The sequence below is a fragment of the Actinomadura barringtoniae genome, from assembly GCF_017573505.1.
In the GTDB taxonomy this organism is placed as follows: domain Bacteria; phylum Actinomycetota; class Actinomycetes; order Streptosporangiales; family Streptosporangiaceae; genus Spirillospora; species Spirillospora barringtoniae.
The window spans coordinates 169,739-193,114 of record NZ_JAGEOJ010000004.1; the positions used below are offsets into that span (position 1 = coordinate 169,739).

A 23,376-nucleotide genomic window follows, 5' to 3' on the forward strand; every position below is an offset into this window, starting at 1 on the left:
GATCTGGTTGATTCGGGAGGTTGACGGTGGACGTGGCACAGGAGCAGATCGCCCTTCGCGGGCCTCATCGACCGCGGCCCATCGCGCCTCTCGGGCTTCATGAGACGGCGGGATGGCGGCTGAAGGTGTACGGGATCACCTCGGAGGGCGACCGGCCGCCCGCGGAGCTGGTCGAGGCCGCCTTGAAGCTGGCGCCGGACGTGCTGCCCGACGCGGAGGACCAGTACGGGCTGGGGTTCATGGTCGTCCATCGGGCCGGTGACTTCTGTTTCGTGCTCTATGACTGGTGGTCCGGGGAGAACGAGATCCATCAGCATCTCTACTCGGCTCCGCTGGATGATCCGGGCAAGCTAGCGGTGCATCCGAGTCCGGCGATCTTCTGCGTCTGGGAGGGCGTGGCGGTCGATCATGAGCGGCGGGCGTGGCTCAGGCATGTGCTGGCCAATCCGGACGGGCCCGATGTGGCCGCGTATCTGGACGACTTCTTCGAGGGCCGGGTCTGATGGGGACACAGCTGAAGGTCCTGGGCGCGTGCCCGCTGGACTGCCCTGACGGGTGCTCGTGGGTCGTCACCGTTGAGGACGGCAAGGCGACGAAGCTGCGCGGGAATCCGGACCATCCGTACACGCGGGGCGCCCTGTGCGCGAAGGTCAACCGGTGGCTGGAGCACGCCGAGCAGCCCAACCGGATCCTGCATCCGATGCGGCGCGTGGGCGCCAAGGGCGAGGGCAGGTTCGAACGGATCACCTGGGACGAGGCGCTCGAGGAGATCGCCACCAGGCTGCGGGGCATCGTCGACACCGATGGCGGCGAGGCGATCTGGCCGTACTGGGGCACCGGGTCGCTCGGCTACCTCCAGGGCCTTGAGGGGTACTCGGGCAAGCGGTTCTTCAACGTGCTCGGCGCCTCGGGGCACGACCCCAACATCTGCTCGGTGGCGGGAGCCACGGGGGTCAAGCAGACGCTGGGGAACGCGGGGGGCATGGATCCCGAGGACCTCGCCCACTCCAAGCTCATCATCCTGTGGGGCACCAATCCGCTGACCAGCGGCCACCACGTGTGGAAGTTCATCCAGGACGCGCGGCAGGCGGGCGCGTACGTCGTGGCGATCGATCCGGTGCAGACGCGTACGGCCAAGCAGGCCGACGAGCACCTGGCGCCGATCCCGGGGACGGATGCCGCGCTGGGCCTGGCGCTGATGAACGTCATCGTCGGCCTGGGCGCGCAGGACGAGGAGTTCCTGCGCGACCACACTCTGGGCTGGGAGGAGTTCCGCGAGCGGATCGCCGAATACCCGCCGCGGCGGGCCGCGGAGATCACCGGGATTCCGGAGGAGACGATCGTCGCGCTGGGCGAGCGGATCGCGCGGACGCGACCGACGGCGATCCGGGCGACGCAGGGCCTGCAGCGGCACGCCGGCGGCGGGATGGCGCTGCGGACGATCGCGTGTATCCCCGGCGTGACCGGCGACTGGAAGCTGCGCGGCGGCGGGCTGGCCGGCTCCACGTCGGGCCACGTGAAGATCGATGTCTGGAACCTGGTCCGCATGGACCTGCTGCCGCGTCCGACGCGCGTGCTGTCGATGAGCCGCCTGGGCGAGGGCCTGCTGGAGGTGAACGACCCGCCGGTCAAGGCGCTGTTCGTGATCGGCGCCAACCCCGTGGGCTCCACCCCGCACCAGAACAAGATCCGCCGCGGTCTGGAGCGCGAGGACCTGTTCACGGTGGTCATGGACCCGTTCTCGACCGACACCGTGGACTACGCCGACATCGTTCTGCCGCCGACGATCCAGCACGAGCACGCCGACATCAACGCCGGCTACGGGCACATGTACCTGGCCTGGAACGAGCCTGCGGTGGCCCCTCCCGGCGAGTGCCTGTCGACCACCGAGACGTTCCGGCGGCTGGCGCGCGCGATGGGCCTCACCGAGCCGGCCCTGTACGACTCCGACGAGCAGCTCGCCGAGGCGGCGCTGACCTCGGACCATCCGTCGCTGCAGGGCATCACGCTCGACCGGCTGCGCAAGGAGGGCTTCGTCCGGATGAACGTGCCCGACCCGTTCCTGCCGTACGCGGACGGGTTCCCCACGCCGTCGGGACGCCTGGAGTTCCGTTCGCAGCGGGCCATCGGCGGCGGTTACCCGGCGCTCCCGGACTACATCTCGGGCGGTGAGGTGTCCGACGCGAAGCTCGCGCGGCGCTTCCCGCTGGCGCTCGTGTCGGCCGCCGGGCACAACTCGCTCAACACGATGTTCGGCAGCAACGAGGCGCTCCGCAAGCGCGCGGGCGACCGTCCCGTCGTGCAGCTGAACGAGGTGGACGCCGCCGCGCGCGACCTGACCGACGGACAGACCGTCCGGGTGCGCAACGACCGGGGCTCGTTCGAGGCGATCGTCGAGGTCACCGACCGGGTGCGGCCGGGCGTCGCGGGCACCACCAAGGGCCGGTGGCCCAAGCTCAGCGGCGGCTCGAACCCCAACGCGGTCGTCGATGAACGCGACACCGACCTGGGCGGCGGGCCCGTCTTCCACGACACCCGGGTCGAGGTCGAGGCGGTGCTGGCAGAGTAAGACCGTGATCGACACGGGCGCCCAGCTGGAGCGGGCCAAGAAGTACGAGCGCCAGGGCAGGTCCGAGGAGGCCGCCGCGGCCTTCGCCGGGGTCGCCGACGCCTTCGAGGCGCAGGGCGACTGGCCGTCCGCGATCGCCGTACGGGCCCGGCACGCGCGAGCGCTCGCGGCGGCGGGTCGCGCGAACGAGGCCATGCAGGTCCTGGCGCGGGCCGACCAGGCCGCGGGTTCGCTGCCGCGCGAGGCGGCGGACGCGCGGGCCGTTCTGGACGGGCAGGCCGCGTACGTGCTGGCAGGCGCGGGACGCACCGCCGAGGCGGCGCGGCGTGCCTGGGCCGCCATGGTGGGTTTCCGGCAGCTCCGCGACAACGGGCGGGCCGATCGCGCCGCCGTTCATGCCGCCAAGCTCATCGTCAAGGACGCCTCCCCCTCCGAGGCGCTGCAGCCGCTGCACGAGCTGATGACCCACATGCCGCCGGGCGGCGAGGCGCACCGGCAGGTGGCGGCGATCCTCGCCGAGGTGCAGCGGCGGCCCGACCGCGACTACGACATCCTCGTCACCGACCCGGACTCGGCCGCATGGGGGCGCCTTGGCGCCGCGCTCGCCGTCGGCGCGCACCTGGCGGTCGGCAACGGCGCCGCGTGGAACAGCCTGACCCACGACGAGGACCCCGACGACAACCGGACCCTGCTGGAACGCGACTGGGGCGTCACCGACGACGCCGGCTGGCAGAAACAGATGGACGCGCTGCTGCAGGCCGACAACTCCGATCCGGCGATCCAGGTCGTGCTGGACCGCCGGGACCAGAGCACGCCCGACCATCACGCCTGGCAGGTCGCCATCGCCGACTGGTGCCGCGAGAAGGACATCTCCACCAAGACGATCAACGCGCTGCTGGACCTGTCCGGGGAGATCCTGCGGTACGAGGCGCGGTTCCGTTCCGACGGGCTGCTCCCGCCGGACGGGCTGGTCGAGAGCGTCTACGGCTACGACTTCGGCCGCGCGGTCAACATGTCCCGCTGGGGGCTGAACGCCGGGTACTGCGATCGGGAGGCGGCCGAGGACTGCGTGCTGCGGGCCGGTCACTACGCCCATCAGGTCTACACCTCGTGGGCCGGGTTCTCGGCCGGCTACATCCTCGGCCGGATGCTGCGCTTCGACGACGGCGAGTTCGGCGAGTGGTACGACCGTTCCCTGACCGGCCACCGGCTCCTCATCGACGATCCCGCCAGCCCCTGGCGCCGCATGGCCTGGGGCTGACGGCCCGGCCGGCATCTCGGCCGGGTCAGACGTCAGACGAGGGCGTCGATCTCCTTGAGAACGGCCTTCTTGCCCGTCTCGTCCATGAAGGAGGCCTTCACCGTGTTGCGGGCGAGCCCGGCCAGCCCCTCGCGGTCGAAGCCGAAGACGTCGGCCGCCACCCGGTACTCGCCGGTGAGGGTGGTGTCGAACATGGGCGGGTCGTCGCTGTTCAGCGTGACGTACAGGCCCTCCTCCAGCATCCTGGGCAGCGGGTGCGAGGCGAGGTCGGGGACCTGGCCGGTGCACACGTTCGACGTCGGGCAGACCTCCAGCGGGATCTGCGTCTCGCGCAGGTGGGCGACCAGGCGCGGGTCGTCCAGGCAGCTGATGCCGTGGCCGATCCGCTCGGCGCCGAGCGCCTCGACGACCTCCCAGATCGTCGCGGGGCCGCTCATCTCGCCGCCGTGCGGCAGGCTGTGCAGCCCGGCGGCGCGGGCGCGGCCGAACGCCTCGCGGATCTCGTCGCGGATGCCGTCGCGCATCTGCTCGATCCCGCCGAGCCCGAAGCCGATCAGCGCCTCGGGCGGGTGCTCGACGGCGTGCTCGGCCGTACGGCGGCAGCCCTCGGGGCCGAACTCGCCGGGGATGTCGAAGATGTAGGCGACCTGAATGCCGTGCCGTTCCCGAGCCTCGCGGGCGGCCAGGTTCAGCGCCTGGGTGATCGCGGGCATCGGCATCCCGGCCCGCTGGTGGGTGTACGGGGTGACGGTGAGCTCCACGTACCGGGCGTTCTGCGCCGCCAGGTCGCGGGCGGTGCCGAGCACCAGGGTGGCCACGTCCTCGGGGGTGCGCACCAGGCTGGACACGGACTCGTAGACGGTCGCGAAGTGGGGGAAGTCGGTGAAGCGGTAGAAGGCGCGCAGCTCCTCCTCACCGGTCGGGACCGGGCTGTCGGGGTGTCGCCGCGACAGCTCCAGAACGGTCGGCACCGAGGCCGAGCCCACCAGGTGGACGTGCAGCTCGACCTTGGGCAATGCGTCGATGAACGCGTGGATGGACGTCGTCATGGCGCGAGACGCTAACAACCCGAAACGGCGCCAGGATAGGCAAAAGCGCTGTTTCTGCCACAGATATGTCAGGTTACGGCCGCAGGCCGGAGATCTACGGCCGTTCGCCGATCATGAGGCGTTCGGTCTCAGTGAAATAGGCGTCGGCGGTCGCCCGCGCGCGGTCCGGATCGCCGTCGCAGAGCGCGTCGATCAGCGGCGTGATCCGGTCGGCCGCCGCGGGCGGGTCGGTGAACGCGTGCTGGAAGCCCACGCGGATCTCCAGGTAGGCGTTGAGGAGCGCGTTCACCAGGAACCCGTACACCCGGTTGCCGGTCGCGGCCGCGATCACGCGGTGGATCTCACTCTCGGTGAGCTGGGCCGCCGAGGCGTCCGCGGCACCGCGCAGCTCACCGGTCAGCTCGCGCAGCCGCGCCCGCTGCTCGGCGGTGGCGTGCGCGGCGGCCTTGGCGGCGACCTGGGCGCCGACCTCGCGGCGCACCTCGAAGATCTCGGTCATCCACTCGGGGCCGACGGTGCGGACCAGCATCGGCAGCAGTTCGGGCCCGCCGAGCCGCACGTAGTCACGGACCCGGGTGCCCACGCCGTGCTTGGTCTCCACCAGGCCCGCCTGCGCCAGCCGCACGATCGCGTGCTTGAGCGAGGTCCGGGTCACCTCGTAGGCCGCGGCCAGCTCCCGTTCGGGCGGCAGGTAGGAGCCCGGCGGGTAGCGCCCGCTCAGCACGTCGTCGCGCAGCCGGTCGGCGAGGGCGTCGACCACGGTGTCGCGGGCGATCGGCGAGGTCACGGGCGACTCCCCTGGAGATGCTGGATCAGTGGCTCATCCACTCTAGTCGAGCCCGGTGGGGGAAGATGGCAGGGTGCGCGCGTCCAGGCTGATCTCGCTGCTGCTCCTGCTCCAGTCACGCGGGACGATGACGGCCGCCGAGCTGGCCCGCGAGCTGGAGGTGTCGGAACGGACCGTCTACCGCGACGTCGAGGCGCTCTCGGCGGCGGGCGTCCCGGTCTACGCCGAGCAGGGGCGGCACGGCGGCTACCGGCTGGTCGACGGCTACCGTACGCGCCTCACCGGGCTCAGCCGCGAGGAGGCCGAGGCGCTGTTCCTGTCCGGCCTGCCGGGCCCGGCGGGCGACATGGGGCTGGGCGACGCGGTCGCCGCAGCGCAGCTGAAGGTGCTGGCCGCGCTGCCGAGCACGTTCCGGGACGCCTCGACGCGGGCAGGGCAGCGCTTCCACCTGGACGCGCCGGGCTGGTTCGGGAGCGCCGACCCGCCGCCGCTGCTGGAGGAGCTGGCACAGGCGGTGTGGCGGGACGAGACGCTGGAGATCCGCTACAGGCGCCGCGAGGAAGTGACGCGGACGGTCGAGCCGTACGGTCTCGTGCTGAAGAACGGGGTCTGGTACCTGGTCGCGCGGGTCGGCGAACGCCATCTGACCTACCGGGTCGAGAAGATCACAGCGATGCGGCCGGTCGGCGAGACGTTCGACCGCGATGAGGAGTTCGACCTGCCGGGCCACTGGGCCGAGCAGGCGGAGGCGTTCCTGCGGTCGATGCTGCGCGAGGAGATCACCGTGCGGCTGAGCCCGCTCGGGCTGCGCCGGCTGCGGTACGTCGTCGAGCCGTACGCCGTCGAGCGGGCCGTGGCGAGCGCCGGGGAGCCCGACGAGCACGGGTGGGTGACCACCACGCTGCCCGTCGAGTCCCCGGCCGTCGCCCACACCGAGCTGGTACGGCTGGGGCCCGAGATCGAGATCCTCGAGCCCGCCGAGCTGAGGGATCGGTTCCGCGAGACCGCCGAGGCGGTCGTCGCCCTCTACGGCCAGAAGGGCCGGAAGAGCCAGGGGGCTACCGGTAACCGGTGACGTCGGCGGGCTTGCCTGCCGACTCGACCTCCTTGATGTAGCGCCACGCGTCGGGACGGCTGCCGTCCAGGTCGGTGAAGCCGTAGACCTGGGCCAGCCCGCCGCTCGACAGGGACTCCCCGTTCCAGCGGGCGCGGTCCGGGTCGGCGGCGAGCGCGGCGACCGCACGCCCGACGAAGCGCGGCGTCTCGGAGATCGCGAAGTGCGGGGTCTTCTCGGTGGCGTCCCGCCAGTTCTCCTCGGTGACCCCGTAGATCTCGAGCATGTGCTCCGAACGGAGCCACCCAGGGCTGAGCGACACCGCCGTGGCGTCGTGCCCCTTGAGCTCCTCCCCCAGCCCGAGCCCCATCCGGATCACCGACCACTTCGCCAGGTCGTAGAAGAACCCGCTGCCCTTGCGGTACTCGGCGTTGGTCTCGGCGGTGCCGTCGGTGATCTCGACGACCAGCCCGCCGGGGTTCTTGATCAGCAGCGGCAGCGCCTTGTGGCTGGTGATGATGTGCGTCTCGACCGCCAGGCGGAGCAGCCGCAGGCCCTTGTCGAGCGAGTGCTCCCACAGCGGGGTGTTCCACTCGAAGAGGTGGTCGCCGCCCCAGACGTCGTTGACCAGGACGTCCAGGCGCCCGTGCTCGGCGTCGATCCGTTCGACCAGCGCGTCGACCTGGCCCGACTCGAGGTGGTCCACCTGGACGGCGATGCCCTCGCCGCCCGCGGCGGTCACCAGTTCGGCCGTCTCCTCGATGGTCTCCGGGCGGTCCATCTCCGACCGTGCCGTACGGGTCGTACGGCCGGTCACGTAGACCGTGGCCCCCGCGGCGCCCAGCGACACGGCGATGCCGCGTCCGGCGCCGCGAGTGGCCCCGGCGACCAGTGCGATCTTGCCCTTGAGTTCCCCGTTCTCGGTGTTCATGAGAACGAGCCTCACAGGAAAACCTGTCAGTTCACGTCAGGGTTGGTTCGCGGGTGTCGGTCGGCCCCCGGCGGGGTTCTGGGCCTGGGGGCCGAGCCTGTCCGCCGGGGCTAACTGAAGATGCTCACACCGCCCGGGCCGATGAGCAGTCCGAGAACGATGAGGATGATCCCGAACAGCAGTTCACGCCGGGCGATGAGTACGTAGATGCCGGCGATGACCATGACCACCGCGATGAGCCACAGAATTGTGTACATGGGCCGCGAGGTCCCCCGATAGAAACCCCGCAAACCACCAGATAGTTCCGGTCCTTCCTTTTCGCCTAGCTACGGTCCCCGCCGCGGCCCTGGTCGCGGTCCTGGTCGCGGCAGAGTCTCAGCACGTTGGCGACGATCTGGTGGCCGGAGCGACCGGCCGCCGTGAGGATCGACTCGGGGTGGAACTGGACCGCCCAGCGGCGCCGTTCGGGATCCTCGATCGCCATCACGACGTCCCCGGTCAGCGCCGTGATCTGGAAGCGCTTGACCTGCTCGGGACGGGCGTGCAGGGAGTGGTAGCGGGCCGCGGTGATCTCGTCCGGCAGGCCGTCGAACAGCGCGCCGCCCGCGACCTTCACCCGGCCCGGCTTGCCGTGCGACGGCTCGGGAAGCAGGCCGAGCTCGCCGCCGGCGTGCTCGACCATCGCCTGCAGCCCGAGGCAGACTCCGAACACCGGGAGGCCACGATCGTCCAGGGCGTCCAGCAGCGTGGCCATGGCGAAGTCCGCGGGACGGCCCGGACCGGGCGACAGCACGACCAGGTCGGGCGCGTGCCGGTCCAGCAGTTCGGCCGGGAAGCCGTGGCGCAGCGTGACCACCTCGGCGCCCTGCTGGCGGAAGTAGTCGGCGAGGGTGTTGACGAACGAGTCCTCGTGGTCGACCAGCACGACCTTCATGCCGTCCCCGGCCCGTTCGGCCTCCGGCTCGGCTTCGGCGTCGCCGCCGTCGGCGGCCGCCCCGTCCTCGGCCTGCGCGGCCGCGGTCTCGGCGAGGGCGCCGAGCAGGGCGCTGGCCTTCAGGTGGGTCTCGCGCTCCTCCTCGTCGGGGTCGGAGTCGTACAGCAGCGTCGCCCCGGCCCGCACGGTCGCGACGCCGTTCTGGATCTGGGCGGTACGCAGGGTCAGGCCGGTGTTCATCGAGCCGTCGAAGCCGACGAACCCGACGGCGCCGCCGTACCAGCGCCGCGGCGAGTCCTCGTGGTCCTCGATGAACTGCATCGCCCACGCCTTCGGCGCGCCGGTGACGGTGACCGCCCACATGTGGGTGAGGAACGCGTCGAGGGCGTCGAAGCCGGGACGCAGCCGCCCCTCGATGTGGTCGACGGTGTGGATCAGGCGGGAGTAGAGCTCGATCTGGCGGCGGCCGAGCACCTTGACGCTGCCGGGCACGCAGATGCGCGACTTGTCGTTGCGGTCCACGTCGGTGCACATGGTGAGCTCGGACTCGTCCTTGGCGGAGGTCAGGATGGTCCGGATCTGCTCGGCGTCCTCCAGCGCGTCCTGGCCGCGCCTGATCGTGCCCGCGATCGGGCAGGTCTCGACGCGGTCGCCGTTCACCCGGACGAACATCTCGGGCGAGGCACCGACCAGGTACTCGCCGTCGCCGAGGTTGAACAGGAACTCGTACGGCGCCGGGTTGGTCTCGCGGAGCCGCTCGAAGAACGCCGAGGGCGCCTCGCAGCGCGCGTACATGGCGTGGCCCGGGGTGACCTCGAACAGGTCGCCGCGGATGAACTTCTCCTTGGCGTCCCGCACCATCTGGGCGTAGACGCCGGGGACCGGCTGCGGCGGCAGGTCGGCGGCGACCACGGCGTCATTCTGGGGGGACGACCCCTCAGTCCCCCCGGCAAGTGCTGCGCCGCCGCCACTCGCTTCGCTCCTGTCGGCGGCGGGGGTCGGCTCGGTCTCGCGCGGCAGGCCCGCCGTGCTCGCGCCCGCGACCTCGAAGTCGTACGACATCCGGTGCGAGACCTCGAGCTTGCGGTCGACGACCACCATCTCGTCGGCCAGGTGCAGAACGAGGTCACGCTGGTCGTCGGGGCGCTCCAGGTTGAGGCGGAGCGGCTCGAACTGCAGCGACAGGTCGTAGCCGAACGCCCCGTACAGGCCCAGGTGCGGGTCGTCGCAGCGGAACAGGTCGGTCACCGCGCGGATCGCGGTGAAGACGGTGGGCTGGCGGCTGCGCTCCTCCTCGGTGAAGAACTCCTCGGTAGGCGGGACGAAGACCTCGAAGCGGTCGCGTTCGTCGGCCCTGACCTCGCCGATGCCGCGCAGCGCGCCCGCCAGCGCGGGCAGCAGCACCTCGCCCCGCCCGTTCAGCGCCCGCGCCGTGACGCTGCGGCCGCGCGCGACGATCTCCAGGCAGGGATCGAGGTAGGCCATGTGCCAGCGGCTGTAGCGGCCGGGGTACTCCATGCCGGAGGACAGCACGCCGCCGCGCCGCTCCCCCACGGCGGCGACGAGGGCGTTGAGCACGTCGGATTTGCGCTCGGGGTCGACCGGCGTCGCCGTACGGGTGACCCGTACGCCCCCGGCGGTCACGAACTCGCTGGTCTGCGGCTGATATCGATCGGTCTCCACCGCGGTGGCCCCTCGTGATCAGGCCCTCTCCACCGGCGAAAACGCGAAACGACCGCCGGGTGAGGGCGGTCGCCTGGATGTTCGAGCAAGCACGAATCGTGGCACCGCCTCAGCGGCGCCACCACCACTGGTGGGTTTCGATTCGCATGCGATGAGCGTACCGGCTCCGAAGCCCCAGGGCCAGCAGCCCCATCGGAGCCGAACCCGTAGGCGGGCCGGGACCGGCCGGGTTCTCAATTCGGCCAGGTCTTGTCATGATGAGATGCAAGGGCCTGCTTACTTTCTGGGGAGCCTCCCGCCATGACCGGCAACCGGAACACCGAGTTCGAACTTCGCGGCGTCAACCACCTGGCGCTGGTCTGCAGGGACATGAAGCGGACGGTCGACTTCTACTCCGGCGTGCTCGGCATGCCGCTGATCAAGACGATCGAGCTCCCGATGGGCTGGGGCCAGCACTTCTTCTTCGACGCCGGCGGCGGCAACGCGCTGGCGTTCTTCTGGTTCCCTGACGCCCCCGAGGGCGTGCCCGGTGTGTCGGCACCCAAGAACCTCCCCGATCGGGGCGAGCTGCTGTCGGCGGTCGGCTCGATGAACCACATCGCCTTCGACGTGCCGCCGGAGAAGATCGAGGAGTACCGGGACAAGCTGGTCGCCAAGGGTGTGGACGTCGGCGTGCTGCTGAACCACGACGACAGCGAGTTCGGCGTCGCCAAGGACGTGCACGAGGGCGTTTTCGTGCGGTCGATCTACTTCAAGGACCCCGACGGCGTGCTGGTGGAGTTCGCCTGCTGGATGCGGGAGCTGGACCTGCCGTCCGACGTACGGCACGAGCCGAAGACCGCCGCGGACCGCACCGTCTGACCTGCGCCGTCCCGCCGATTGGCCCTGTGTGGACGGTCCACATCCTGGACCAATGGACCGATCCACCTCAACTCGTACTTAAGCCGATATTGGCCTGTGACCTGCGGGAAGGTAGGCTCCCGCCGATCACCCCTGAGAAAGACGCGTCTCACGACCTGAGACGGGTCGTGCGATTGTGCGTGCGACGTGCGATGCCGCGCGCGACGAGGAGGACACCTTGGCCTCGAAAGAAGACCCGCCCGCGGAGGCCGCGGAGGCCTCCAAGGCCCCGGAGGCGCCCGGGCGCTCCGACCGCAGCCACTGGAACTGGCTGCTGGTGGTCCCCGTCGTGGTGCCCCTGCTGACCCTGCTCTACAACAAGGAGACCCCCCGGCTCGCCGGTTTCCCCGCGTTCTACTGGATGCAGCTGGTCGCGTTCATCCCGCTCGGCGTCGTCTGCACGGCGGTCGTCTACCACATGACCAAGAAGCGGGAGGACTGAGCCGTGAAGGACGTCAAGACCACCGAGCTGGTCATCTTCGCGGTGCTGTTCCTGCTGGTCAGCGGCATGGGTTTCGTGGCCGCCAAGTGGCGCCGCCCGACCACCATGGACAGCCTCGACGAGTGGGGCCTCGGCGGCCGCAACTTCGGCAGCTGGGTCACCTGGTTCCTCATCGGCGGTGACATCTACACCGCCTACACCTTCGTGGCCGTCCCGGCGCTGGTGTTCGGCGCGGGCGCGGCCGGCTTCTACGCCGTGCCGTACACGATCGTGGTGTACCCGCTGGTGTTCCTGGTGCTGATCCGGCTCTGGTCGGTGTCGCACGTGCACGGCTTCGTGACCCCGGCCGACTTCGTGCGCGCCCGCTTCGGCTCCCCGACCCTGGCGCTGGCCGTCGCGATCACCGGCATCGTCGCGACGATGCCCTACATCGCGCTGCAGCTGGTCGGCATCGAGGCCGTGCTGAAGTCGATGGGCGTGAACGGCCACTGGCCGATCCTCATCGCGTTCGCCATCCTGGCCGCCTACACCTACCAGTCGGGCCTGCGCGCCCCAGCGCTGATCGCGTTCGTCAAGGACGGCCTGATCTACCTGGTGATCATCGTCGCGGTCCTCTACATCCCGCACAAGCTGGGCGGCTGGGGCCACATCTTCGACGCCGGCCAGGCCAAGTTCGCCAAGACCCCCGACCCGGGCGACGGCGTCCTGCTGAACCACAACAACCAGCTGAACTACGCGATGCTGGCGCTCGGCTCGGCGATGGCGCTGTTCCTCTACCCCCACTCGATCACCGGCATCCTGGCCAGCAAGAACCGCAACGTGATCAAGCGGAACATGGCCGCACTGCCCGCCTACAGCTTCGTGCTGGGCCTCATCGCCCTCCTCGGCCTGATGGCGATCGCGGCCAAGGTGGTCCCGATCTCGACCGACGGCAAGCCCGACGGCAACACCGTCATCCCGCTGCTGTTCGACAAGATGTTCCCCGACTGGTTCACCGGCGTCGCGTTCGCCGCCGTCGGCATCGGCGCCCTCGTGCCCGCCGCGATCATGTCGATCGCCGCCGCGAACCTGTTCACCCGCAACATCTACAAGGAGTTCATCAACCGGGACGCCACCGACAAGCAGCAGGCCACCGTCTCCAAGCTGGTCTCCCTCGTGGTCAAGGTCGGCGCGGTCGCCTGCATCCTCCTCCTGGACCCGCAGTTCTCCATCGACCTGCAGCTGATCGGCGGCGTCATCATCCTGCAGACGCTGCCCGCCGTCGGCCTCGGCCTGATGACCCGCTGGTTCCACCGCGGCGCCCTCATCGCGGGCCTGGTCGCGGGCCTCGCGTACGGCCTCTACATGCTCTACAACATCCCCAACCCGGCCAAGCACAAGGCGCACTTCGGCGGCTCGGCCTACAAGCTGAGCGAGCTTGGCCTGGACACCAAGATGACCGTCTACGTCGGCATCCTGGCCCTCCTCGCCAACGTCGCCGTCGCCGTCATCGGCACCGTCATCTGCAAGGTCGCCAAGCTCGCCGACGGCATCGACGCCACCAAGGCCTCCGACTACACCGCCGACGAAGGCGACCCCAAGGTCCACCCCATGGAGCTCAGCCCCCAGTAACCCATCCGAACCAGAAAGGACGCGCCGCCGGTGGAACGATTCCACCGGCGGCGCGCCGCTTTGTGGCTGAACGCCCCGCTCACCCGATGGCGGCCACTCCCCCGATGATGCGCATTCCGCGTGTGACGAAAGGGCGGGTCGGGCGCCACTTGCCGACGTCGGTCAGGCCGGGCTCCAGAAGCGGCAGGCCGCAGAAGAACCGCTCGATCTGCTCGGCCGAGCGGAGAAACTGCGGCATCCGCAGTTCCTGTGGCACGTCGGGAGCGGGGTCGGCGGCGTCGACGAACGGACGCAACTGCGGGTCCAGGTCGTCGCCCGTGATCGTGTTGATCGCCAGATAGCCACCCGGCGCCAAGGCGTCGATGTACTGCTGCACGATCTTGGCCACAGGCCCGGTGCTCAGGTCAGCGTCGGCTTCGCCCAGGTACTGCAGGCTGTTGCAAAAGATCAGTCCGACGGGCTGGGCGAGGTTGAAGTGCGCCCGGGCCCGGTGCAGCACGGCAGGCACATCGGACAGATCCGACTCCAGGAAAATGACCCGGTCGCCGTCGGCCATGAGCGCGTTGCTATGTGCTGCGGTGATGGGTTCGTTGTCCACGTACAGCACCCGAGTGTCCGGCGTGATCTGTTCCGCGACCGTGTGCAGATTGCGCCCATCGGGGATCGGCATTCCCGAGCCGAGGTCGAGGAACTGGGCGATCCCCTGTTTGGCGAGGAAGCGCACCACGCGCACCAGCCAGTTCCTGATCTCCTCAGGAAGCTCATGAGCGGTGGTTCCCGTGGACTCGACGACGTGGGTGACGAACTCCCGGTCGAGGCTGCTGTTGTCCTTGCCGCCGAGCAGATAGTCCATGGTTCCGCGAACGGTGGGGATCTTGCCGCTCTCGATGCGGGCCGGCGGGGAGCCCACCTGGGACGGATTCCAGTCCAGCGTCGGATGGTGCTCGATGATGCGTTCACGCAGACGCTGGAGCGCGGGCCCGGGAGAGGTCTCCAGCTCCGCGTCCAGGATCTCGGCGGCATGCTTGAAGGCGCGAAGAGCATCGGTGGCACGCCCCGCGCGATAGAGCGCGGTCATCAGCAGCCCGTGCAGGTGCTCGTTGGTCTCGTCGTAACGCAGCCGTGAACGGATCTGCTCGGCGATCTCCTGCCCCGGTCGACCCAGTTCGAGCTTCACCTCGAAATGAGCCTCAACAGCGTGCCGCAGCCGAGTGAGAAGCGGGTCGGTGTAGTGACGAACCGCCAGCGTGTCGGGCAGATCAGGCAGCGGCGGATCCGCAGGCCCACCCCGCCACAGCCCGACCGCCTCCCCATAGAGATCGGCGGCCCGCTGCAGGTCCCCGGACCGACGAGCACGATCCGCCAAAGTCATGGCCGACGCAAACCGGTCGATGTCGAACGCGTCACCGGGCCGCCGGATCAGCCGGTACGCCTGACGGTCGTACTCGTCCGTCTCCGTGACGATCCGCCCGGGCGGCAGGATCTCCTTGCGGACCTTGTAAACCAGACTGCTCGGCGCCGACCCCAGATCCCGATCATCGTGCTCCCACAGCAGCGAGGCGAGATCGCGAACCGACACCGGCCTGTCGATCAGCGCCAGCGTGGCGATCAGACTACGAACCCGGCGCTGCCGCCGCGGGAAGATGATCTGCTCCCCCCGATCGTCCCGGACGACCAGATCCCCCAGGATCAGCACTTCCATCGTTCACACCGTTCCCGTCGTCGTGGAGCACACATCGTAGAGATGTCGTGATCACCGGCTTAAGGGGTTCGGGGTGAATTCGTTGCCCAGGTGACGGGGAGGCTTCGCAGGCCTCGCATGGTGGAGCGTCTCCAGCCCAGCGCGGACTCGGCCACGGCGGGGCGGAGGTCGGGGAAGCGGGACACCAGCCCGGTGAGGGCGACCTGGAGTTGCATGCGGGCCAGGTGTTCGCCGGGGCAGCGGTGCGGGCCGTGGCCGAAGGCCAGGTGGGGGTTGACGCGCCGGGAGAGGTCGAGTCTTTCGGGGTCGTCGAAGCGGCGTGGGTCGCGGTTGGCGGCGCCTCTGGCGACCAGGACCGCTGAGCCTTCGGGGAGGACGGAGCCGCTCAGGACGACGTCGCGGGTGGTGCCGCGGGCCATGCCGTCGCGGGCGTCCACGGGGATCCAGCGCAGCAGTTCGTCGACGGCCGTGGGGATCAGCTCGGGGTGGTCGGCCAGCTGCCGCCAGAGTTGGGGGTAGTGGTACAGCAGCGTGTACACCTGGCCGCTGATGGTGTTGGCGGTGGTCTCGAATCCGGCGACGAGGGTGCCGATGGCCAGGAGGATGCGGGTGTGCTCGTCGACGGTCGGGTCTTCGGCGAGGGCCAGGGTGGTGAGCAGGGTGTTGTCGGGGTTGGCACGGTGCTCGGCGATGCCGATCTGCATGTAGTGGTACATCGCGGCGCCGGCAGCGGCTTCTTCGTTACGGGAGCCGGGGCGGAGGCCTAGGAACGCACGGGCCCAGTCGCTGAACTGGCCCTGGTCGTCTCTGGGGATCCCGAGGACGTCGCAGATGATGGCGATGGGGAGATGGAGCGCCAGGGCCTCTACCAGGTCGGTCGGAGGGCCGGCGGCTGCCATCTGGTTGAGGAGTTCGGTGGTGATCTGCTCGGCCCTGGGGCGGAGTCTCTCCGCGCTGGCAGGGGTGAAGTAGCTCTTGAGCAGGTTCCGCTGAGCCTGGTGACGGTCGCCCTCGATGTCGGTCAGGAACACCTCGTCGCGCAGGCCGTCGCTGGCGATGTTCACGTGCTCCCGGGAGAACTCGGCGGGGCGTGCGAGCACGCGGCAGGCGTCCGCGTAGCGGGTCACCAGGACGGCCAGGTCGCCTTCGGGCGTCAGGACCCGGGCGGCCGGCTCGTTCTCCCGCAGCCGTGCGTACTTGGGGTCCAGGTCCAGACCCGGGCATCCCTCGTAGCCCCGTGCGAACGGATACGCGTGCGGCCTGCCCGTCGTCTCGGTCATCGGTGCTGCGCCCTCCCGGCGTCGCGTGCGCGTGCGTCTGGGCACGCACGAGCCAGGGGTCGACGTTAGGCATCGACGATCACCGGACCGATCACCGGAACGGTCGTCAGGCGGTGTAGGCGGGGTTGGCCACGGCCAGCTTGTCGCGGACGGCTTCGAGCAGGGCGGATTTGAGTTCGGGGTAGCGGTCGTCCAGGCGGCCTTCGCGGATGGCGGCGGCCAGGTCTGCGTCGTTGGTGAAGCCGAGGGAGGACAGGCGGGACTGGTGCGCCTGGGCTTGGGATTCGCCCAGGTCCAGTTCTCGTTCGACCATGCCCAGGACGTTGACCGCGACCAGGCCGTGGAAGCGGGTGCGGCCCTCGAGCGTGGCCAGCACGTCGTTCTCCAGGAACTCGCGGACGGCGGTCACGAGGTCGCGGGCGGACGGGACATCGTGCGGCTGGGGCATCGCGCATCTCCTCCAGACAAGACAGAATGCGATTCTAGACATGAGGAGGGATCATGAGCTTCGAGGTGCCCGAGTCCGTGCGGCCGATCCGCGACGCCGTGCACGCCTTCATGATCGAACGGGTGGAGCCGGCCGAACCCGTTCTACAGAAGGGCGGAGAGGAGGGTGCCGAGCTCCTGGGCGACCTGCAGAGGCAGGCCAAGGCCGAGGGGCTGTGGGCGTTGGGGCACCCCAAGGAGCTGGGAGGGGGCGGGCTGCCGTTCCTGGACTACGTGTACGTCAACGAAGTGCAGGGACGGAGTGAGTACGGACAGATCGCGCTGGGGACTTACACGCTGCAGGACTCGCTCATGCTGCACAGGTACGCGAGCGAGGCGCAGCGGGAGCGGTTCCTGAAGCCGCTGGTGCAGGCGGAGATCAATCCGAGCTTCGCGATGACCGAGCCGGGGATCTCCAGTTCCGACCCGACGCAGCTGACGACGGCGGCGACGCTGGAGGGCGACGAGTGGGTGATCCGGGGGCGCAAGTGGTTCACGACGCTGGCGAGCCGGGCCGCCTACACGACGGTGATGTGCCGGACGGAGGATGACGGTACGTCGCCGTATCTGTCGTTCAGCATGATCCTGGTGCCGACGGACACACCCGGGTACACGATCGTGCGGGACACGCCCGTGCTGGGGCTGGACGGCGCCCACTGCGAGGTGCTGTACGACGAGGTCCGCGTTCCCAAGGACAACCTGCTCGGGCCGAGGGGTCACGGGTTCGTCATCGCGCAGGAACGGCTCGGGCCGGGGAGGATCTTCCACTGCATGCGGTTCCTCGGGCAGGCGCAGCGCGCGTTCGACCTGATGTGCGCGCGGCTGCACGACCGGAAGGCGTTCGGCGAGCCGCTGGCCAAGAAGCAGCTGATGCAGCAGCACGTCTTCGACTCCTACAACGAGATCCAGTCGTCGCGGCTCCTCACACTGCACGCGGCGCACAAGATCGACGCCGGCGACCAGGCGCGGGTGGAGATCGGGGTCATCAAGGTGGCCGCGGCGCGGATGCTGCACAACGTGATCGACCGGGCGATCCAGGTGCACGGGGCGCAGGGCCTCACCGAGGACACCCCGCTCGACCACATGTACCGGCACGCGCGGGCGGGCCGGATCTTCGACGGGCCGGACGAGGTGCACATCACCACGACGGCGCGCCGGATCCTGAAGGAGTACGCCGAGGGACGCACCTGGGAGTTCGGGCTGCGCTGAACCGCCGAATCACCGGCCGTCCGTCAAGCTTCCCGGTCTGACCGGAAGCGGACGGCCGCCGCTGCCTGGGCCTTCGCGGGTGGCCGGATCGAGCCCCCGATCGCGGCAAATTGATAGGTTACTTTCCTATTCATGCCGACGAGCATGCCGCTCAGATCGACGCCGATCCGGCCCCGCGACGGTCCCTGAGGCCGGTCCGCCCGCCTCGTACGACCGCGCTGCCTCCGTTGCCGCCCCGCTCGCGGCAATCCCCTCCCCGGCGCCCCCTGCGCCGGGTCTCCCCCTGTTTCAGGAGAGCGGTTCACGCAGCAATGAAGATTCCGAACAGATCCGCGGCCGTCGTACCGGCCGCCGCGCTCGTCGCGGGCCTCGCCACGGTCGTGACGCCGGCCGTGGCGTCGGCGGCCTGCCACCCCGACGCACGCGACCTCCAGGTCACCTACCAGCCGGTCGACCACACCGTCACCAACGCCGTCTACCTCCAGGGCAAGCTCACGCTGTCGAACGGTTCGGGCGCCGAGTGCGCGCTCGGCAGCGACGGCTGGGCGATGTACTTCAACTCGGTACGCCGGCCCATGGCGGTCTACGACGACGCCAACGGCGAACTCGCCCGTAAGCAGCTCGCCGACCAGGGCCTGGCGATCACCCGGGCCGACAAGGCGCAGAGCGGCGACTTCTACACCCTGAAGCCGATCGCGGGCTTCAAGCCCGTCGCGCCCGGCGAACGCCGCCAGATCGACATTTTCATCGAGCTCTGGACGATCCAGAAGACCGACGCCCCGGCCGGCTGGAGCATCGCGTTCAACGGCCGGCACCCGCGGTGGGTGCCGGCCAAGACGCTGCTCGACCCGACCGACATCAAGCAGACCAAGGCGTTCTCCGGCGACAACCGCCCGGTCCAGACGGCGGCGTCGCGCTACGCCGACAACACCGCGGGCAAGGTCAAGCTCAGCCTGCGGCAGAGCATCGTGCCGCAGCCCCTCTCGGCCACCGCGACCGGCGGCTCGACCTCGATCGGCGGCGCCTCGGCCATCAACGCCGCGCCCGGTCTCGGCAACGAAGCGTCCTACCTCAAGTCGGCGCTCAATGACGTCGCGCGCGGCAAGGGCGCGCCCATCAGCCTGAGCGTGAACCCCAAGCTCGACGTGGATCACGACGGCAAGGCCGACTCCGAGGGCTACACGCTGTCCATCGGCGCCAAGGGCGTCGAGATCGTCGGCGCCGACAAGTCCGGCGTCCTGTACGGCGTGCAGACGCTGCGCCAGCTGATCCCGGCCTCGGCCGCCAAGGCCGCCGCCTCCGGCCACGGGCGGTCCACCGTCGACGTGCCGCGCGCCTCGATCGCCGACGCGCCGCTGTTCGGCTACCGCGGCATGGGCATCGACGTGGCACGCCATTTCGAGTCCAAGCAGACGGTCGAGAAGTTCCTGGACCTGATGGCCTTCAGCAAGCTCAACAAGCTGCACTTCCACCTGTCCGACGACGAGGGCTGGCGGGTGGAGATCCCCGGGCTGCCCGAGCTGACCGGCTTCGGCTCCAAGCGCTCGTTCGACCTGAACGAGTCCGGGTCGCTGCACCAGGGCATGGGCTCGGTGAACGACCTGGGCGGCGGCGACGGCATCAACGGCAAGGCCCGCAACCAGACCGAGGCCAACCTGGGCCGCCCGCCCGCGTACCAGGGCCAGGAGCAGGCGACGCTCAACTTCGTCGGCAAGGGCAGCGGCCACTACTCGGTCCGCGACTTCGTCGACATCCTCGCCTACGCCAACGCGCGGCACATCGAGGTGATCCCCGAGTTCGACGTCCCGGCCCACGCGCGCGCCGCGGTCCAGTCGATGAAGCGCCGCGAGCAGAACACCGGTGACACGACCTACCGGCTGCTCGACCCGGCCGACACCTCCAAGCACACCAGCGTGCAGTACTACACCGACAACCTCGTCAACCCGTGCCTGCCGAGCACCTACACCTTCCTGAACAAGGTCGCCTCCGAGGTCAAGAAGATGTACGGCGAGGCGCACGCGCCGCTCAACAGACTGAACCTGGGCGGCGACGAACCTCCGGGCGACCAGTCGACCTGGTGGTCGGGATCGCCCGCCTGCCAGGCCAACCCCGAGACGGCGGGCAAGACCGGTGAGCAGCTCAAGGAGCTGTTCTTCACCAAGTGGAACGACATCGCGCTCAAGTACGCCCCGGCGACCTCGGGCTGGGAGGACATCACCAACCCGACCACTCCCTTCCGGCTGAAGAACTTCGCACCGCTGCCCTGGCAGAACGTCTGGACGTGGGGACGCGAGGACTGGGCGTACCGGTTCGCCAACGAGGGCACCCCAGTGATCCTCGCGCACGCGACGAACCTCTACATGGACCTGGCCTACAACAAGGACCCGAACGAGCCCGGCTACTACTGGGCCAACTATGTGGACGAGAAGGCGACCTTCACCTACCAGCCGTTCAACGTGTTCGCGAACTCGGCGGACGGCGACCGGTGGGGCAACCCGGTGACGCCCGATCCCAACTGGGTGAAGCTGACCGAGGCCGGCAAGAAGAACATCCTCGGCATGGAGGCCTCGCTGTGGGGCGAGAACGGCATGACCCCGCAGCTCCGCGAGTACCAGGCGTTCCCCAAGCTCCTCGGAGCCGCCGAGCGCGCCTGGAACCGCAACACCCCGACGCCCGCGCAGATGCCCGCCGCGTTCAACGTCTTCAACAACACGCTCGGGCAGGTCACCTTCCCGCTGCTGTCGTACTACCGGCCGGTGGGCGTCAGCGGTGAGGGCGTGAACTACCGGATCCCGCTGCCCGGCGGGAAGATCTCCGGCGGCACCCTGTCGGCGAACGTCCGCAACCCGGGCCTGGCCATCGAGTACTCGACCGACGGCGTGCACTGGCAGGCCTACGGCGGCCCGGCCAAGGTCGGCGCGTACGCGCTCACCAGGACGCGCAGCGTGGACGACCGGTTCAGCCGGATCTCGCCGGTGGACGTGCCCAACTGGCAGAACGGCACCGCCTACAAGGCCGGTTCGCTGGTCGCCTACCAGGGCGAGCTGTTCAGGGCCACGGCCGCGAGCACCGGCCAGGTGCCCGAGTACAGCCCCAAGTCCTGGGCCCTCATCCAGTGACACCCCTCTGATCGAGAGACAAGCCGGGCCGTCCATGCTCAACGGACGGCCCGGCCTTCTTTCTGGGAGGCCAGGTAAGAGTGCGCAAAGAACGGGTCAACCGGGCCTTGACCAGGCTCGCCGAGGGAATCACCCCGACAGGATCTGCTGTGAAAGGCCATGCATTTCGGGGGGAAGAGTGCGCACGAGGATCGCCGCACGCGCAGGGATTCTGGCCACGGCCATGCTGGGCAGCGCAATGGGCGCGGTGACGCTGATGGGGCCGGCCGAGGCCGGGAACCTGGACATCAGCCCCGACTCCGGGCGGCCCGGCGACGAGGTCACGATCTCGGGGGCGTGCAGCAAGGACAACGACGCCCAGGCCTCCATCACCGGCAAGGCGATCGACAACACCACCGCCGACATCGGGCAGAACGGCACGTTCAGCACCACCAGCAACGTCAGCTACGTGAAGCCGGGCTCCTACAAGGTGAGCTTCACCTGCAACGCCTCAGGCCTGTCGGGATCCACCACCTTCACGGTCGAGCGCAAGAAGAAGCATTACCGCGAGCCGGACGGCTGGGCGATGACGGGCGGCGGCGGAACGCAGGGCCCGGACGTGCCGTGGACCCCGCTCGGCCTGGCGCTGATCGGCGGCGCGGCGGGCATCGGCGGCTTCCTCATGATCCGCTCGAAGGCCCGTGGGCGCGCATAACCGCGGCTATCTGATCGCCGGCGGGCTCGCCGTCCTCGGCGCCCTGGCCATGGGGCAGGGCATGCGCGGCCACGAGCCCGAGCACGTCTACCGCGACTTCGGCGGGCCCAAGGCCCTGTGGCACATCCCGGACGGGACCGCCCTGCCCGACGCGGCGCCCGTCCGGCTGGAGGTCTCCGAGATCGGCCTGAACGCCAAGATCATGCGGGTCGGGCAGAACAAGGACGGCACGGTCGAGGTCCCGCCGTTCAAGAACGGCGACCAGGCCGGCTGGTACGAGCACGGCCCGGCCCCCGGCACGCGCGGCTCGGCGGTCGTCCTCGGTCATTACGACGACCAGGAGGGCCCGGCGGTCTTCTACAAGCTCAACAAGCTGAAGCCGGGCGCGCAGATCCGGGTCCAGCGCAGCGACAAGCGCACGGCGCTGTTCCGGGTGGACGCGACCGAGCAGATCCGCAAGTGGGAGTTCCCGCGCACCCGGGTGTACGGCGACGTGCACTACGCGGGCCTGCGCCTCATCACCTGCGGCGGCGACTACAACCGCGACGAGCACTCCTACAAGGACAACTTCATCGTCTACGCCCACCTGGTAGGCGGCAGGTAGCTCTGGGGAGAGGCTCCTAAGGGAGCATCTGCAGCAGGTCCCACTCGTTCTCGGCGACGCGGCGGCCGAGCGCGGCCAGTTCGACGGAACGCTCGCCGCCGGTCAGATGCCGCTGCGCCTGCATCACGCAGATGATCGCCCAGCGCGCGACGCCGAACGTCTCCCACCAGCGCAGCGCGACGCGGTCGACCTCGTCGCCGCCCGCCTTCTCGTACGCCTCGATCAGCTGGTCGTACGGCCCGAACCCGCCGACCGGCAGCTCGGACCCGAACCGCCAGGCCTTCACGCACAGCCAGCCCAGGTCCTCCAGCGGGTCGCCGAGGTGGGCCAGCTCCCAGTCGAGCACGGCGCGGATGCCGTCGGGACCGACGATGAGGTTGCCGTTGCGGAAGTCGCCGTGCACGACCGCGGTCCGATGGGCCGGGGGCCGGTTGCGGTCCAGCCAGCGGAGCGCGAACTCCAGCGCCGGGTGCGGTTCGCCGATCGCGTCCAAGATCCCCCGCCACGACTCCAGCTGGTCGGTCTGGTCGAGGTCGGGAACGTCGGCCGCCAGGATGCGGTGGATCGCCGCGAGGACCTCGCCGCACTGGCCCGCCATCCGCGGCCGTATGTCGGCCAGCGCGGGGTCGCGCAGGATGCGGCGCGGGATCGTCTCGCCCTCGATGCGTTGCATGACGACGAACTCGGCGCCCAGCGGGCCGTCCTCCCCCGCCGCCGCGATCACCTCGGGGCTCGGAACCCCGGCCGTGCCCGCCGCCCGCATCAGCGCGGCCTCGTGCAGCAGCGGGCTGCTCGCGACGGCGCCGGGCGAGGCGAGCCGCAGGATCAGCGGGTGCTCCTCGCCGGCCGCGGTGACCGCCTCGAACGGGCAGGTCACCCGGGAGGCACCGCCGCCGCCCCGGTTCAGGCCGCGCACCTGGACGCCGGGTCCGTAGCGTTCGGCCAGTACCTCGGCCAGCGGTTCCTGCAGCCGGTCCAGATAAGTGCTCACTGACCCATCCTGGCAGGGATCTCGATGCCGGGCCGCTGTGACCTACGTCATACAACCGCCCAGGCGGTCG

20 protein-coding genes are annotated in these 23,376 nt (G+C 69.9%); 11 read left to right on the forward strand and 9 right to left on the reverse strand.

Annotated features, from left to right (window positions below; all coding sequences use genetic code 11):
* The first annotated feature begins 26 nt into the window (after positions 1–26).
* The 3 genes from J4573_RS10650 to J4573_RS56005 are packed head-to-tail and all read left to right on the forward strand — an operon-like array spanning position 27 to position 3,830.
* Positions 27–503: a hypothetical protein gene (locus tag J4573_RS10650; protein ID WP_208255190.1), complete on the forward strand. Its 477-nt coding sequence runs from the start codon at positions 27–29 to the stop codon at positions 501–503.
* On the forward strand, positions 503–2,569 hold the full coding sequence (locus J4573_RS10655) for a molybdopterin-containing oxidoreductase family protein (protein WP_208255191.1): 2,067 nt from the start codon (positions 503–505) through the stop codon (positions 2,567–2,569). The genes J4573_RS10650 and J4573_RS10655 overlap by 1 nt, the downstream gene beginning before the upstream one ends.
* A 4-nt stretch (positions 2,570–2,573) precedes the next feature.
* Positions 2,574–3,830 (forward strand): DUF1266 domain-containing protein, encoded by a 1,257-nt coding sequence (locus tag J4573_RS56005; RefSeq protein WP_208255192.1) that lies wholly within the window; start codon positions 2,574–2,576, stop codon positions 3,828–3,830.
* Between the two features lie 32 nt (positions 3,831–3,862).
* On the opposite strand, the gene add is transcribed toward J4573_RS56005, so the two are convergent.
* Positions 3,863–4,879: an adenosine deaminase gene (gene add / locus J4573_RS10665; protein WP_208255193.1), complete on the reverse strand. Its 1,017-nt coding sequence runs from the start codon at positions 4,877–4,879 to the stop codon at positions 3,863–3,865.
* A gap of 94 nt (positions 4,880–4,973) precedes the next feature.
* Positions 4,974–5,666: a FadR/GntR family transcriptional regulator gene (locus J4573_RS56010; protein WP_208255194.1), complete on the reverse strand. Its 693-nt coding sequence runs from the start codon at positions 5,664–5,666 to the stop codon at positions 4,974–4,976.
* 73 nt (positions 5,667–5,739) lie between these two features.
* Between J4573_RS56010 and J4573_RS10675 the strand changes: the two genes are divergently transcribed.
* Positions 5,740–6,741: a helix-turn-helix transcriptional regulator gene (locus J4573_RS10675; RefSeq protein ID WP_208255195.1), complete on the forward strand. Its 1,002-nt coding sequence runs from the start codon at positions 5,740–5,742 to the stop codon at positions 6,739–6,741.
* Here the strand turns inward: J4573_RS10675 and J4573_RS10680 are convergent.
* The 3 genes from J4573_RS10680 to J4573_RS10690 form a co-directional block, all read right to left on the reverse strand.
* Complete coding sequence (locus J4573_RS10680) at positions 6,725–7,651, reverse strand: SDR family oxidoreductase (RefSeq protein WP_208255196.1); 927 nt, start codon at positions 7,649–7,651, stop codon at positions 6,725–6,727. The two genes, J4573_RS10675 and J4573_RS10680, sit on opposite strands and share 17 nt — an antisense overlap.
* Positions 7,652–7,761: 110 nt before the next feature.
* A complete protein-coding gene (locus tag J4573_RS10685) occupies positions 7,762–7,908 on the reverse strand; it encodes a GPGG-motif small membrane protein (RefSeq protein WP_208255197.1) in 147 nt (48 codons plus the stop codon).
* A gap of 65 nt (positions 7,909–7,973) precedes the next feature.
* Positions 7,974–10,268: an anthranilate synthase component I gene (locus tag J4573_RS10690; RefSeq protein WP_208255198.1), complete on the reverse strand. Its 2,295-nt coding sequence runs from the start codon at positions 10,266–10,268 to the stop codon at positions 7,974–7,976.
* A 300-nt stretch (positions 10,269–10,568) separates the two neighbouring features.
* On the opposite strand from J4573_RS10690, the gene J4573_RS10695 reads away from it, so the two are divergent.
* From J4573_RS10695 to mctP, 3 genes are all read left to right on the forward strand, one after another.
* Positions 10,569–11,129, forward strand: coding sequence for a VOC family protein (locus J4573_RS10695; protein ID WP_208255199.1), 561 nt, complete (start codon positions 10,569–10,571; stop codon positions 11,127–11,129).
* Positions 11,130–11,346: 217 nt separating this feature from the next.
* Positions 11,347–11,610 carry a DUF3311 domain-containing protein gene (locus J4573_RS10700; protein ID WP_208255200.1) on the forward strand — a complete coding sequence of 88 codons (264 nt, stop codon included), beginning with the start codon at positions 11,347–11,349 and terminating at the stop codon, positions 11,608–11,610.
* 3 nt (positions 11,611–11,613) lie between these two features.
* Positions 11,614–13,221: a monocarboxylate uptake permease MctP gene (mctP, locus tag J4573_RS10705; protein ID WP_307796592.1), complete on the forward strand. Its 1,608-nt coding sequence runs from the start codon at positions 11,614–11,616 to the stop codon at positions 13,219–13,221.
* Between the two features lie 79 nt (positions 13,222–13,300).
* On the opposite strand, the gene J4573_RS10710 is transcribed toward mctP, so the two are convergent.
* The 3 genes from J4573_RS10710 to J4573_RS10720 form a co-directional block, all read right to left on the reverse strand.
* Positions 13,301–14,923, reverse strand: coding sequence for an SAM-dependent methyltransferase (locus tag J4573_RS10710; protein WP_208255201.1), 1,623 nt, complete (start codon positions 14,921–14,923; stop codon positions 13,301–13,303).
* 59 nt (positions 14,924–14,982) lie between these two features.
* Positions 14,983–16,203: a cytochrome P450 gene (locus J4573_RS10715; RefSeq protein ID WP_208255202.1), complete on the reverse strand. Its 1,221-nt coding sequence runs from the start codon at positions 16,201–16,203 to the stop codon at positions 14,983–14,985.
* Positions 16,204–16,309: 106 nt separating this feature from the next.
* Positions 16,310–16,651: a DUF6285 domain-containing protein gene (locus tag J4573_RS10720; RefSeq protein WP_208255203.1), complete on the reverse strand. Its 342-nt coding sequence runs from the start codon at positions 16,649–16,651 to the stop codon at positions 16,310–16,312.
* Positions 16,652–16,704: 53 nt separating this feature from the next.
* On the opposite strand from J4573_RS10720, the gene J4573_RS10725 reads away from it, so the two are divergent.
* The 4 genes from J4573_RS10725 to J4573_RS10740 all read left to right on the forward strand — a co-directional run bounded on the left by J4573_RS10725 (position 16,705) and on the right by J4573_RS10740 (position 22,315).
* Positions 16,705–17,898: an acyl-CoA dehydrogenase family protein gene (locus J4573_RS10725; protein WP_208255204.1), complete on the forward strand. Its 1,194-nt coding sequence runs from the start codon at positions 16,705–16,707 to the stop codon at positions 17,896–17,898.
* 311 nt (positions 17,899–18,209) lie between these two features.
* Positions 18,210–21,017, forward strand: coding sequence for a family 20 glycosylhydrolase (locus J4573_RS10730; RefSeq protein WP_208255205.1), 2,808 nt, complete (start codon positions 18,210–18,212; stop codon positions 21,015–21,017).
* Positions 21,018–21,240: 223 nt separating this feature from the next.
* A complete protein-coding gene (locus J4573_RS10735) occupies positions 21,241–21,711 on the forward strand; it encodes a hypothetical protein (RefSeq protein ID WP_208255206.1) in 471 nt (156 codons plus the stop codon).
* Positions 21,698–22,315 (forward strand): class F sortase, encoded by a 618-nt coding sequence (locus tag J4573_RS10740; protein WP_208255207.1) that lies wholly within the window; start codon positions 21,698–21,700, stop codon positions 22,313–22,315. Before J4573_RS10735 ends, J4573_RS10740 begins: the two co-directional genes overlap by 14 nt.
* Positions 22,316–22,331: 16 nt before the next feature.
* Here the strand turns inward: J4573_RS10740 and J4573_RS10745 are convergent, their stop codons facing one another.
* Positions 22,332–23,306 (reverse strand): phosphotransferase family protein, encoded by a 975-nt coding sequence (locus tag J4573_RS10745; RefSeq protein WP_307796593.1) that lies wholly within the window; start codon positions 23,304–23,306, stop codon positions 22,332–22,334.
* Positions 23,307–23,376: the final 70 nt, after the last annotated feature.